This window comes from Nocardia exalbida NBRC 100660 (assembly GCF_000308575.1).
In the GTDB taxonomy this organism is placed as follows: Bacteria; Actinomycetota; Actinomycetes; order Mycobacteriales; family Mycobacteriaceae; genus Nocardia; species Nocardia exalbida.
Genome location: NZ_BAFZ01000100.1, coordinates 84,475 through 97,481 on the forward strand (window position 1 = coordinate 84,475; position 13,007 = coordinate 97,481).

Below are 13,007 nucleotides of genomic sequence, written 5' to 3' on the forward strand. Positions count from 1 at the left end.
TCGAGGGTTGAGTCCGCTTCAGCGGGAGGATGGTTCGTTGGAGTCGACAGACGTCAGCCGATGCTGAACGGCATCCCGTAGAGGGTGGTCTTCGAGTAGTGATCGCCGATGATCTCGACGACCGTGTACGAACGCGCCTGCGCGTAACCCGCGCAGCCCTGGATCTGAATCTCGGCATCCTGGTACTCGACGGAGTACACCCCGGGCTTGAGGATGTCCTTGTAATCGATCTGGACGAACTTGACCTCTCCGGGGCCGAGGTTGACACCGATCGAACCGCCCGCGCTCGCGCCGCTGAGGTTCACACTGCCGGACACGCCCGCGGAGATGGCGTCGTCGGCGATGCTGACCTGGCAGCCGACGATGTAGCCGGTGCTCAGCTGCGACGCGCCGTGCGTCGAGGAGTTGTTCGTTCCGGGGTTTCCGGTCGGACCGTTGTTGGGGCCGATCTCACCGTCCGGCGTCACGGTGACGTCGGCGACCGCGTTGCCCGATACCCAGACCACGCGACCAGCGCCGTTGGCAGCCAGCGATGGCGAAATCAGGGCCCGCTCTCCGTTCCGGGTGATCGTCACGCCCGGCCCCACCTTCTGGCCGTCCGGCAACGGCACGAAGGTATCGGCATCGGCGGCACCGGTCGAAAGCAGGCCCAGGGCAACAGCCGCGGCAGCGCCCACGCCCGCGACGCGGGCACCGCGGCGCAGACCTTTGGTGCGGTTCTCGCTCATACTTCCCCTCATCAGGTTCAAACAGTCAACCTCGACCATCGAGGCTGGACAGTGGTCCTCTCAGGCCCAGCTCAGTGTGTCGCTCCTTTGTTGCCGGTGTGTAACCGGTTGTTATTTCGGCGCAACGGACTTGCTGGTAACGGAACCGAGCCAGGTTCCGCCGAACGGCTCCATGCGTGCCGGTACCCGCGCCTGCGGGGCCCGATTGCGAGTGGCTCGATGGGGAGATTAAACGTTTTATAACGGCGCTCGCAACGTAACGTTTCGTAAAGTTCAAGGTGACCTGCATCACACTTGCGCACATTTGAATATGGCTTGACGTGCATAAATACCGGATCGCTACAGCCGGGCGGGATGAGCGGAGCAGATCACGGCACAGGAGCGACAGTGTCCGGATACGGGACAGGGCCGTAATTATCGCGCCGGTATTACTTCCGCGCAGAAATGATCACTGGCCGGTTACAAACTTGGGGGGGTTGATTACGTAGCTACTACGTAGATAACGGTCAGCCGTGATGCGGGGGGATCTGGGCGCGCAGCCAGTCGTCGGTAGACCGGACGTCGTCACGTTCGTCGCGCTCGTCCGCGGTGGTCTCGGGCAGAGTGTCGCCGAAGATCTTCGCCAAGCGCGCGGCATCCCTCGCCCGGCGCGCCGCCGGGCGAGGGTCCTCAGGGGGTGTGGGGGCGGTGATTACTCGACCAATCCGGACAGCTCACCGATCACCCGGCTCGCGAGCGGGCCGAGCGTCGCCATGCCGTCCCGGATGGCGGAACGGGTGCCGGGCAGGTTGACCACCAGGGTGCTGCCGGACACGCCTGCCACACCACGGGAAAGCCCGGCGTCCAGCGAACCGGCCACCCGGCCGGAGGACCGCAGGGCTTCGCTGATTCCCGGCAACTCGCGGTCGAGCACCTGCGAGGTGGCCTCCGGCGTCACGTCGCGCGGGGACATGCCCGTGCCGCCGACGGAGATAACCAGATCGACGCCGCCGATCACCGCGGTATTGAGTGCGTTGCGGATTTCCACCTCGTCGGCCTGCACCGACACCGACGCGTCCACGAGGAAACCCGCCTCGGTGAGCAGCTCGGTGACCAGTGGACCGAGCGAGTCAATACCTCCATGCGCCGTTCGATCGTCGACGACCACCACCAGAGCACGCCCCGCCACAGGAGCATCGATTTCCATGGTGCTCACCGTAGCGCCTGCGTCCAGCAACTCGGCGGCCGCGCCGAGAACGTCGGCGTCGACATCGATCTCCGGGCCCCGCCCGCCGGGTACCAAGCGCATCACCGGCCGCCGTCCGCGGGCGCGCCGGTGAGGGTCACCTCGACGGTCTTGGGGTTGTTGCCCTGTGCGTCGGTATAAGTGACTTTCACCTTGTCTCCTGGCTGATGCGAGCGGACCGCGGCGACGAGCGCGTTCCCGGAATCGATCGGGCGGTCGTCGAGCTTCGTCACCACAGCCCCCGGCGGAATGCCCGCGCGTGCCGCGGGACCATCCGGCGTGACGTCGCGAACCTGCGCGCCGGAAACCTGTTGGGCCGGGTCCTGCTGGCGCGACACCGTGATGCCGACCTGGGCGTAGGTGGCCTTGCCGGTCTTGATCAGTTCGTCCGCGACGCGGCGCGCCTGATCGACGGGGATCGCGAAGCCGAGTCCGATCGACCCGGTCTGGCCGCCCGCCGTCTCGGAGGGCCCGAGCGTCGCGATGGCCGTGTTGATACCGATGAGCTTGCCGCTGCCGTCCACCAGCGCGCCGCCCGAGTTGCCCGGGTTGATCGCGGCATCCGTCTGGATCGCGTCGATCACGGGGCTGACCGCCGCGGCGGGCTCGCTGCCGTCGCCGCTGGTCACGACGGGCCGGTTCAACGACGACACGATGCCGGTGGTGACCGTGCCCGCCAGCCCGAGCGGTGAGCCGATCGCGACGACGGGCTGGCCGACCTGCAGATTCGCCGAGGTACCCAGCTCGATGGGGGTCAGGCCGCTCTTCCCGGACGCCTTGATGACGGCCAGGTCGGAGACCGGGTCGGCGCCGACCAGCGTCGCGGGCGCGCTGCTGCCGTCGGAGAACACGACTTCCATCTTCGCGCTCGGCCCACCGCCCGCGGCCACGTGATTGTTGGTCAGGATCAGGCCGTCGGAGGACAGGACCACCCCCGAGCCCTCACCCTCGGCCTTACTGCTGGCCACCTTGATCATCACCACGCTGGGCAGCACCTTCTGAGCGACCGCCTGGGTGGAGCCGGCCGGAGCGTTGACGGCATTGCTCACGTTCGGCCTGGGAGCGTCCAGGGCATTGGTGGCCGGGGCGCGACCATCGTCGCCGTGTGTGACCAGCGCGCCGACCGCACCGCCGACGCCGCCGCTGACCAGCGCGAGCGCGACAGCGCCTGCGGCCAGGCCCGCGCGGAACGGACGCCGCGGCGGGGCGGGCGGGGCGCCATAGGCCGGGCCGTGCGGTCGAGTGGGGTCATTCGGCGGACCGAAGGACGCCGGATATCCCGGGAACGGCGCGGCCGGATGTTGCTGCGGCGGGTACTGCGCGGTGGGATGCGGCGTTTCCTGCGGACCGTAACCGGCGGCATGCGCGTCCCCCGGCCCGAACGGGCCTGCGGCCTGCGGGCCCGGCTCCCGGCGGTCCTTCGAATCCTCGGTCATGGACTCCTCGTTTCTCCTCGCGTCCCGACCAGGTTGGCCACGGCGACTGAGAGCGGACTGAGACCGTGCTTTCAGTTTTCCGAGAGCTGTGCAGTCGGTACTGCGATAGAACCACTGACTACTTCATGTCTCAAATCCTGTGGCAAACCAATCGAAGCAATGTTCGAAATACCCGGCCGACGATGAATATTCCGCACAGCACTCGACATTCTGTCGGAAATGGACTTCCGTCGCCCGGTATTGCGTCAATCCGACACCGGCGCGCCCGGCTCGCCGGGCAACACGATGCGGACAACGGCGCCGCCGCGTTGCGAGGTATCGATAGCGATGGTGCCGCCGTGTTTTGTCACCACCTGCTTGACGATCGCCAGACCGAGCCCGGAGCCCGGCATCGATCGCGACGACATGACGCGATAGAAACGCTCGAACACCAGCTCGCGTTCCGCCGCCGGAATACCGGGACCCGCGTCATCGATGGACAGCTCGAGCAGGCCCGGGCCGCTCTCCCGCATGAGGATGCGGACCTGCGCGCCGGCCGGGCTCCACTTGGCCGCGTTGTCCAGCACGTTCAGCACCGCGCGCTCCAAGCCCGCCTCGTGCCCGTAGACGAACCACGGGCGCAGATCGGCGACGAACTCGATGCCGGTGCGGCGGCGGCGGGCGCGTTCGAGTGCGCGTTCCACCACCTCGCCCAGATCCACGCGCTCGTAGACGGTCTCCGGCGCGTCCTCGCGGGCGAGATCCACCAGATCGCCCACCAGGGTCGACAGCTCCTCGATCTGGGCCATCACGTCGGCGCGCAGTCCGGCCATGTCCTCGTCCGGGATGCGGGGAGCGCCGGGGCGGCTCGAAGCGATGAGCAACTCCATGTTGGTCCGCAGCGACGTCAGCGGCGTACGCAGTTCGTGTCCGGCGTCGGCGACCAGCCTGCGCTGCCGATCGCGCGACTCGGTCAGCGCGCGCAGCATGGTGTTGAAACTCTCTGTGAGCCTTGCCAGTTCGTCGTCACCGGTGACCGGGATCGGAGTCAAGTCGTCGGTGCGGGCGACTCGCTCGGTGGCCGCCGTCAGCCGCGCGATGGGCCGCAGACCCGTCCGCCCGACCGCCGTGCCCGCCGCGGCGGCCAGCACGACGCCGCAGCCGCCGACCACGAACAGCAGCCAGGCGAGCCGGTCGAGCACCTCCCTGGTGCGGTCCAGCCGCTGGGAGATGACCAGCGTCGCACCCGAGTTGGTGTAGACCGCCAGCACGCGCTGGTTGCCGTCGGTGCGCAACGACGAACTCCGCTCGCCGCGCGCCACCGCCAGCTCCTGGTTCCCGACCGGTGGATCGGTGGATTGCGGAGGAAGCCAGCGCCGGAGGTCGGGATAGATCAGCGCGATGCCGGTGTCGTCGTAGAAGGCCGCGGCGACCATCAGATTCAGGTTGTTGAACCCGTACGGATTACTGGCGATCACGGCCGTGGAACGGCTGCGCAGCTGGGCGTCCACGTCGGCGTACAACGCGCGGGCCACCAGCGCGTAGGCCGCGATCGAGGTGACCGCCACCGCGATCGCCACGACCGAGGCGGCCAGCAGCGTCACCCGCCAGCGCAGCGAGACCGACCGCGTCAGCGGCATGGGCGGCCGCATGTCCGCGGGCTCGGGCGGCCGCTGGCCGAGTGCGGCGACGGCGGGGCGTCTGGGTGTGGTGCGTGCCATATCCCGGGACCTACGGTGGTGTTTCACGCAGCACATAGCCCACACCGCGCACCGTGTGAATCAGCCGCGGCTCGCCTTCGGCCTCGGTTTTGCGGCGCAGATAACCGATGTAGACCTCGAGCGCGTTTCCCGAGGTTGGGAAATCGTAGCCCCAGACTTCCTCGAGAATGCGGCTACGGGTCAGCACCCGGCGCGGGTTCGCCATCAGCATTTCCAGCAGTGAGAACTCGGTGCGGGTGAGACTGATCGGCCGGGCGCCTCGGGACACCTCGCGGGTCACCGGATCCAGCGACAGATCAGCGAACTTCATTTCCTCCGATGCCTCACCCGGACCCGTGGTCGTCCGCCGCAGCAGCGCGCGCAGCCTGGCCAGCAGCTCTTCCAGGGCGAAAGGCTTCGGCAAATAATCGTCCGCCCCGGCATCCAGCCCTGCGACCCGCTCCGATACCGAATCCCGCGCGGTGAGAACCAGAATCGGCAAATCATCGCCCGTGCTGCGCAGACGGCGGCAGACCTCGAGCCCGTCGAGCCGGGGCATCATGACGTCCAGGACGAGTGCGTCGGGTCGCTGGACGGTTGCCTTCTCCAGTGCGTCCACACCATCCACCGCGAGATCGACGGAGTAGCCGTTGAACGTCAGCGACCGGCGCAGCGATTCCCGGACCGCCCGATCGTCGTCGACCACTAGAATGCGCATGCCCCCAGTTTGACCGCACCGACTGAGAGGTAACTGAGAGGGCGCTCTCGACACGCCGTGGCGCACACGCGCCAGAACCCTCGGCGCGTCGCCCGCGTCAACCCCGGGTGACCAGGCTCTTCCAGGGCCCTGCGGAGAAGTTGACGCGTCCCTTACGCATTCCACCGCGAAACACGTTCTCTATAGCCATATTCGGTAAATTGAAGACCGACTCCCCCGGATTGCCGATGACCCCTCTGCACGGTATGTTCCGTGCGGTAAAAAAGAAGACCTCTAGTTGGTTCTTTGCGGGTTGAATCAATACCGAACAGCCACGCGCGCCCGAGGTCACTGGTGAAGCGGAGGCGACGGAAGCGGATGGAAGCTGCACCGCGGTCCTGGCAATTCAGCCTGTCGAACTGGTCGGTCACCCGCAAGGTTGGCGTGGTGCTGGTGCTTCCGGTGCTGCTGGCCACCGTCTTCGCCGTGCTCCGAATCAACAACGAACTGCGTACCATGGCGCAGTTGGACGCGGCGACCGAACAGGCGATCATCATCCGGCCGATCGTCAAGTTCGGTTCGGCCACCGAGCAACTCGGCGTCACCGCGACCGCCACCTGGGGCAATACCGCGGACCCGCAGACCGACGCGGCGCTGACGAAGTTCGACCAGGCCCTGGCCGAACTGGAAGGCGCCTTGCAGACCACCAAGGTCAGCGGCCGGGTCACCTCCGAACTCGCCTCGGCCATCGCCACCGGCACCACGATGCGCAACAGCCTGCGCAACGGTTCGCCCGCCATGGTCGGCGAGCAGTCCGACGAGATCATGGTCCGCATCGGCAACGCGCTCGCGCTGTCGCCGTCGGTGGACGACCTGGTCATCCAGCGGTACTTCCTCCAGCTGGCGTCGGTGCAGACCGCCCGGCGGGTGCTCACCCAGCAGCGCATGCTGATCGGCTCGCCGGACGCGGGCCGCAACCCGAGCGTGCGGCCGCGCGTGCTGGTCGCGGCGGGTGCCGAGATCACGATGATCTACCAGTACGCGCAGATCCTGCCGGACTACGCGGGCAATATGCGCCCGCTGCTGGACGCGGTGCAGACCCGTCTGGGCACCTTCAGCCAGAACGTCGCCGATCCGGCGTCCAACCCGGCCGTCATCGACTCGCTGCTGGTCAGCTCGGACACCTACGAGAAAACCACCGCGCAGCTGATCGACACCATCGACGCCGCGCTGGCCGCCCGCACCACCGAAGCGCAGGCCGGTGCGCTGCGCGAGACGACGATCGTCATCGGCATGCTGCTCGCCGGTCTGGCGCTGGCCCTGTCGGTGGCGCGCACCCTGGTCGTCCCGGTCCGCCGCCTGCGGCGGGACGCGCTCGAGGTGGCGCACATCAAGCTGCCCGACGAGCTGGCCGTGGTGCGCGCGGGCGGCACCACTCCCGAGATCACCCCGGTCGCGGTGCACACCACCGACGAGATCGGCCAGCTGGCCCGCGCCGTCGACGAGATCCACGAACAGGCGCTCAACCTCGCCGCCGACCAGGCCCGCTTGCGCCTGCAGATCGGGAACATGTTCGAAACCCTGTCCCGCCGCAGCCAATCGCTGGTCGAGCAGCAGCTGGCGCTGATCGAGGACCTCGAGCACGACGAGGACGACACCGACCGGCTGCAGAGCCTCTTCCGCCTCGACCACCTGGCCACCCGCATGCGCCGCAACGGCGACAACCTGCTGGTGCTCGCCGGTACCGCGCTGCGCCGCGGCCAGCTGCACCCGGTGCCGCTGTCGGACATGCTGTGGAGCGCGGTCTCCCAGGTCGAGGACTACCAGCGCGTCGAGATCGGCGCGGTGCCCGATGGCATCGTGGCGGGCGAGCCCGCCGTCGACATCGAGCACCTGCTCGCCGAGTTGATCGATAACGCGCTGCGCTACTCGCCGCCGACCACGCCGGTCACGGTAATGGTTTCGCGCGCGGTGGACGGCGGCTACCTGATCGAGATCACCGACCGCGGCCTCGGCATGTCGCTGGAGGACCTGCAGACGACCAACGACCGGCTCGCCTCCGGTGGTGAGGTGACGGTCGAGACCGCGCGCCGCATGGGCCTGTTCGTCGTCGGACGGCTGGCCAAGCGCCACACCATCACGGTCAGCCTGCGGCGCACGTCCACGATGGCGCAGCAGCCGGGCATCACCGCCAGCGTGCACCTGCCCGGCGCGCTGGTCGCGCCGCCGATGGATGTCACCGACCCGGCGGGCAAGCCGCTCGACCTGACCGCCGAGCATCACCTGCCCCCGCACGTCACGCAGCCCACCGGTGCGCACTCGCGCAACCTGGTTCCGGTGCCGAGCCTGCCGCAGCGCGACACCGCGCGTTTCGGCGTGACGAGTTCCGGCTTGCCGCAGCGTCGTCCGGCCATCCGCGTGGCCGACGCCCCCGACCAGCCCACGGTCTCCACGCCGGTCGGCCGGGCGGTCAACCCGGCGGATCAGCCGCCCACCCAGCCGTGGCCGGTGCTCACGCCGCGCACCGACGACCGCACCCCGACCGGTCCGTTCGCCTCGGTGGCGACCACCACCGGTGAACACGCCGTCGAACGGGAGCAGAAGCCGGCGCGCACCGATCTGTGGGCCGAGGTGAAGGACGACGAGCCGGCGACCGGCCCCACGCCGACCGTGCCGAGCCAAGCGCCCGCGCCGCAGACCACCGCGCGATCCGGTCTTCCGATCCGGAAGCCCGCCGCACCCGTCGACCCGCCGCAGGAGGTGGCACCGGAACCCGCGACGGTGACCTCCTCCCGGCTACAGCCGGTCGCCGGAGCGTCCCCGACCCCGATCTATCAGCGCATGGTCTCGGAATGGCTGGTCGAGCCCTCGACTTCGCAATCGCCGGAAAGCTCGTGGTCCTCGCCTGGTGACGCGGGCTGGCTGGCCGCCGAGGATGCGAGTCATCCGACCACCACCGCGCGCACCGTCGGCGGGCTGCCGATCCGCAGGCCGGGCGCCCAGCTGGTGCCGGGCGGCCTTGCGCCGGTGGAGGACGCGGGCCCGCGTGATCCGGAAGAAATTCGCAACAACCTGACCAGGCATCTCAGTGGGGTCCGCAGCGGGCGGGCCAATGCGCAGTACAACGACGGAGGGCTTGCATGACCAACGCGAACAACAGCACCACAGACGAGAATCTGAACTGGCTGGTCGCCCGCTTCACCCGCGATGTGCCCGGCGTGTCCCATGCGGTGCTGGTATCGGCGGACGGCTTGTTGCAGGCCACCAGTCCGCATCTGCCCAGTGATCGCGCCGAACAGCTCTCCGCCGTCACCGCCGGGCTCGCCAGCCTCTCCATGGGCGCGGCCTCGCTGTTCGACGGCGGCAAGGTGATGCAGTCGATCGTGGAGATGCAACGCGGCTACCTGCTGGTGATGAGCGTCGGCAACGGCTCGCATCTGGCCGTGCTGGCGAACAAGTCGCATGACATCGGCCGCATCGGCTACGAGATGGCACTGCTCGTCGATCGGGTGGGTTCGGTGGTCACCGCGACCGCGCGCACCGCTGTCTGAGCGTGAGATGTCCAACCCATACGGCCCCGGACCACGCCCGACAACGCGCGTCCGGCCCTACGCCCTGACCTCGGGGCGTACCGAACCCGCGATCGACCTGCCATTGGAGGCGGTCATCGAAACCTTGTCGTACACTGCACATCTCGACTGGCCGACCGGCGATATCCGCACCGAGATACTCCGGCTCGGCACGCACCGCCTGTCGGTCGCGGAGATCGCGGCACATCTGGACCGGCCGCTCGGCATGGTCCGGGTGGTGATCGGCGACCTCGTCGTCGATGGCACCATGCGCGTGCATTCGACCCTGACCGAAGAGGCGAGCTATGACGAGCGCCGTTCCCTGATGGAGAGGACATTGCGTGGACTCCGCGCCCTATAGGAATCTGGGGCCCAGTGGACATCCCGGGCCAAGTGCGAATCTCGGACCGGGAAACGCCCCCGGACCGGACGGTTTCGAGAATCGGGTCGCCTCGACGAAGATCGTGGTCGCGGGCGGCTTCGGCGCGGGCAAGACCACCTTCGTCGGCGCGGTGTCGGAGATCGTTCCGCTGCGCACCGAGGCGATGGTGACCCGATACTCCGACGGCATCGACGATCTCGCCGAGACGCCGGAGAAGGAGACGACCACCGTCGCCATGGACTTCGGCCGGATCATCCTGCCGGGCAACCTGGTGCTCTACCTGTTCGGGACGCCGGGTCAGCGGCGGTTCTGGTTCATGTGGGACGACCTGATCCGTGGCGCGATCGGCGCGGTGGTGCTGATCGACACCCGGCGGCTGGAGGACAGCTTCGCCGCGGTCGACTTCTTCGAGGCACGCAAGCTGCCGTTCCTGATCGCGGTCAACCGCTTCCCGGACGCGCCGCGCTTCCCCATCGCGGAGCTGCGCGAGGCGCTGTCGGTGCGCGAGGGCGTGCCGATCGTGGACATCGACGCGCGCAACGCGATGGAGGTGCGTCAGGCGCTCGCCGCGGTCACCGAGTACGCGATCGCTCAGCTGAAAGCCAGCGAGCTGGAAGGGACCGCCCGCCATGCGTGAGGTCGCGGTGCTGGCCGCAGGCGGGGCGTCCGTCGACCAGTTCGCCCTCGGCTACTGGATGATCGCGCTCTCGCTGGGCATCTCGGTGCTCGGTGCGGTGGTCGGTCTCGCCTGCATCGTGCACGGCGCGCGCTCGGTCCAGTTCCGGCTCGTGTGGCTGGTCTCGGCGGCGATCTCGCTCGGCGGCGTCGGGGCGTGGCTGGCCACCTCGGTGGCCATGCTCGGCCTCAAAGTGCCCGGGAGCGCGATGCGGTACGACCCGGGCAGGCTGATCTCCGCCCTGGTGGTGTCCATCGCGGCCGTCTTCGCGGCGCTGCTGATCATCGGGCGCACGCCTCGGCTGACGCTGCTGCTGCCCGGCGGCGTGGTGCTCGGCATCGGCATCGGTGTCACGCACTACCTCGGCATCGGCTCACTCGAGATCCAGGGATCGGTCGGCGTGACGACCTGGCTGGCCGCCGTCTCCGCCGTGATCGGGGTGATCACCGCGACCGCGACGCTGTGGTTGTTCCAGACGATGCGCTTCCCGCTGGCCCGCGCGGCGACCGTGCTGCTGTTCGGCGTCGGCGTGTCCGCGACGTACTACACGGCGCTGGCCGCGCTGCACTTCGACGTGGACCGGACGGCGAAGGTGCCCGGCGGCGTCGAGCTGTTCGACTTCGTGTTCCCCATGTTCGTCATCGGCTTGCTGGCGTTGACCGTGCCGATCTCCGCGGTGCTGATCGCGCCGGATCGCCGTGAGCTGGCCGGCCCGCCGAAGGCGCGGCGGCCGAAGCTGCAACCCGTCCGCTGACCCGCGGTCGCCGACAACGGCGAATCACACGGCCCGCGGTTCGGATTCACGGCGCGGAACGGAGCAGTTCGGCCGTTTCGCGCTGACCGATCCCCGCGGGCGGTGCGGATTCGGCGATGCCCCGGATTCACCCGCCCGGCCCACTTACAGTGGAGGCCATGCGTTTCGGTCTCGACTACGCCACGGGACGTCCGGGGGGCGCGGCGATTCGGGCGGCGGGGTACGACTTCGTGGTGCGGTATCTGCCCGAGGGTGGCCCGAGCTTGCCCGGAAAGCTGCTCACCCCGGCCGAGGCGAACGATCTGCGGACGCACGGAATCTCGATCGTCTCGAATTGGGAGACCACGGCCGCGCGGATGCTGGACGGCTACGGTGCGGGCATCGTGGACGCGCGCGCGGCCCTCGCCCAGGTACTGCGCTGCGGCGGCCGGGTGGACCGGCCGATCTATTTCTCGGCGGATTTCGACGCTTCGCAGCAGGCTCAGCTACGCGTCAACGCCTATCTGGACGGTGCGGCCACCGTGCTCGGCCGCGCGAACGTCGGTATCTACGGCGGGTACTGGACGGTCAGCCGCGCACTGGACGCGGGGTACGCGACGTGGGCATGGCAGACCGACGCGTGGTCCGGCACGAACGTGGAGACCAGACGCGCGATCCATCAGACGCTGCGCCAGGTGACGGTCGGCGGCGTGCTTTGTGACGTGAACGAGGCCGAGACGACCGATTTCGGCCAGTGGGATTTCGTGGGACGGGAGGATCCGGACGTGACGCCGGAACAAGAGGAAGTGCTGCGCGACATCCAGATTCAGCTGCGCGGACCCGGCTTGGCGGGCTGGCCGCAACTGGGCGCCGACGCGGACGGCCGGAATCGGACGCTGGTGGACGGATTGGCCGCGGCATTGGCGCGAATCACCGCATTGGAGCGCGAATCCGCCGCATTGCGAACGCAAGTCGGCGAATTGCGCACCGAGATCAGCGAACTGGAGGCGACGACCGCCGAACTGACCGACCAGGTGGAACGCTGGAACGGGCGGCACTGGCCGTGGCCGCTGTCGCTGATCGAGGGTCCCGCGGCGCTGGTCGGCGAGCAGCTCGCGCGCTTGGAGGCCCTGTTGCCGGACCTGCCCGGGCTGCCCGGACACGACGGTGACGTTCGGCGCGCGCCGGCCGATGACGACGGACCGGCGGCGTTGACCTCGAAAAACTGAGTCGCACACCGGCGCGACGATCGGAGCCGCGCAGTCCGGTGGACGAGAGCGACTCGGGAGAGCGGAAACCGGCGAACAGCCCCGGAATTGGCGATGGACGGGTTCTCTTGGAAACCAAGAGAACCCGCCCTCGACGACGAGGGTACCGGTATCGGGCTGTGAGCGCACCATTTTCGGTGAACTTTTCCCCCGGGGAAAACCAACCGTTGGTCCGGGATTCATCGCCTGGCTATCCAGTCGCAATCGCTTCACGCGCAATAGTGCGGCGTGATGCGGGACACATAGTTTGCTAGACATTAGCCAATTTGCCTGATGTCTGACGCTAATTTCTCCTCAGAAGGCATCGACGTGGCCGTTCCCGGGCGGTTGACCAGCATCCTGCTCATCCGGAGCCCCGTCGGCATCGGCCGAGCAATCGCCCGTCGACACCAGGCGCTCGCGCGGCGAAGGGCTGCACGACGCTTTCGGGCGCGTACCGCTCAGAGCTTCTCGACGTCGATCAACCCGCGCCGTACGGCCGCGACCAACCGGCGCGGCACCTTGTGCACGACGCCCGCGACGGTCACCGGCACCAGATCCACCGGCGCGGCCTTCCAATTCGACCGGCGGCTGCGAGTGTTCGACCGCGACATCCTCCGCTTCGGTACCGCCAT

Annotated in this window: 12 protein-coding genes; 6 read left to right on the top strand and 6 right to left on the bottom strand. The window is 68.5% G+C overall.

Translation table 11 applies throughout. The features are described 5' to 3' along the window. Positions 1-53 precede the first annotated feature (53 nt). The 5 genes from ON29_RS24530 to ON29_RS24555 all read right to left on the bottom strand — a co-directional run bounded on the left by ON29_RS24530 (position 54) and on the right by ON29_RS24555 (position 5,786). Entirely contained in the window at positions 54-728 is a 675-nt protein-coding gene (locus ON29_RS24530; RefSeq protein ID WP_040869862.1) for an MspA family porin, read from the bottom strand. A 691-nt stretch (positions 729-1,419) separates the two neighbouring features. Beyond that, positions 1,420-1,914: a MogA/MoaB family molybdenum cofactor biosynthesis protein gene (locus ON29_RS24540; protein WP_181719529.1), complete on the bottom strand. Its 495-nt coding sequence runs from the start codon at positions 1,912-1,914 to the stop codon at positions 1,420-1,422. A 101-nt stretch (positions 1,915-2,015) separates the two neighbouring features. After that, positions 2,016-3,389 (bottom strand): S1C family serine protease, encoded by a 1,374-nt coding sequence (locus ON29_RS24545; protein ID WP_083864046.1) that lies wholly within the window; start codon positions 3,387-3,389, stop codon positions 2,016-2,018. Between the two features lie 245 nt (positions 3,390-3,634). Beyond that, positions 3,635-5,089 carry a sensor histidine kinase gene (locus tag ON29_RS24550; protein ID WP_040869865.1) on the bottom strand — a complete coding sequence of 485 codons (1,455 nt, stop codon included), beginning with the start codon at positions 5,087-5,089 and terminating at the stop codon, positions 3,635-3,637. A 10-nt stretch (positions 5,090-5,099) separates the two neighbouring features. Next, complete coding sequence (locus ON29_RS24555) at positions 5,100-5,786, bottom strand: response regulator transcription factor (protein ID WP_040869866.1); 687 nt, start codon at positions 5,784-5,786, stop codon at positions 5,100-5,102. 357 nt (positions 5,787-6,143) lie between these two features. Between ON29_RS24555 and ON29_RS24560 the strand changes: the two genes are divergently transcribed. The 6 genes from ON29_RS24560 (at position 6,144) to ON29_RS24585 (ending at position 12,354) form a co-directional block, all read left to right on the top strand. Then, entirely contained in the window at positions 6,144-8,909 is a 2,766-nt protein-coding gene (locus ON29_RS24560) for a sensor histidine kinase (protein ID WP_040869867.1), read from the top strand. After that, the gene (locus tag ON29_RS24565; protein WP_039801134.1) at positions 8,906-9,316 is read left to right on the top strand and encodes a roadblock/LC7 domain-containing protein; all 411 of its coding nucleotides are present in this window, start codon (positions 8,906-8,908) and stop codon (positions 9,314-9,316) included. Before ON29_RS24560 ends, ON29_RS24565 begins: the two co-directional genes overlap by 4 nt. A 7-nt stretch (positions 9,317-9,323) precedes the next feature. Then, positions 9,324-9,695, top strand: coding sequence for a DUF742 domain-containing protein (locus tag ON29_RS24570; RefSeq protein WP_040782732.1), 372 nt, complete (start codon positions 9,324-9,326; stop codon positions 9,693-9,695). Positions 9,696-9,795: 100 nt separating this feature from the next. Next, positions 9,796-10,353, top strand: coding sequence for a GTP-binding protein (locus ON29_RS24575; RefSeq protein WP_040870011.1), 558 nt, complete (start codon positions 9,796-9,798; stop codon positions 10,351-10,353). Beyond that, positions 10,346-11,146, top strand: a complete 801-nt coding sequence (locus ON29_RS24580; protein WP_051175555.1) for an MHYT domain-containing protein — start codon at positions 10,346-10,348, stop codon at positions 11,144-11,146. The genes ON29_RS24575 and ON29_RS24580 overlap by 8 nt, the downstream gene beginning before the upstream one ends. A gap of 158 nt (positions 11,147-11,304) precedes the next feature. Next, positions 11,305-12,354 (top strand): DUF1906 domain-containing protein, encoded by a 1,050-nt coding sequence (locus tag ON29_RS24585; RefSeq protein WP_157172884.1) that lies wholly within the window; start codon positions 11,305-11,307, stop codon positions 12,352-12,354. A gap of 479 nt (positions 12,355-12,833) precedes the next feature. Here ON29_RS24585 and rpmF read toward each other — a convergent pair whose 3' ends face one another. Next, positions 12,834-13,007, bottom strand: coding sequence for a 50S ribosomal protein L32 (gene rpmF, locus ON29_RS24590; protein WP_040869869.1), 174 nt, complete (start codon positions 13,005-13,007; stop codon positions 12,834-12,836).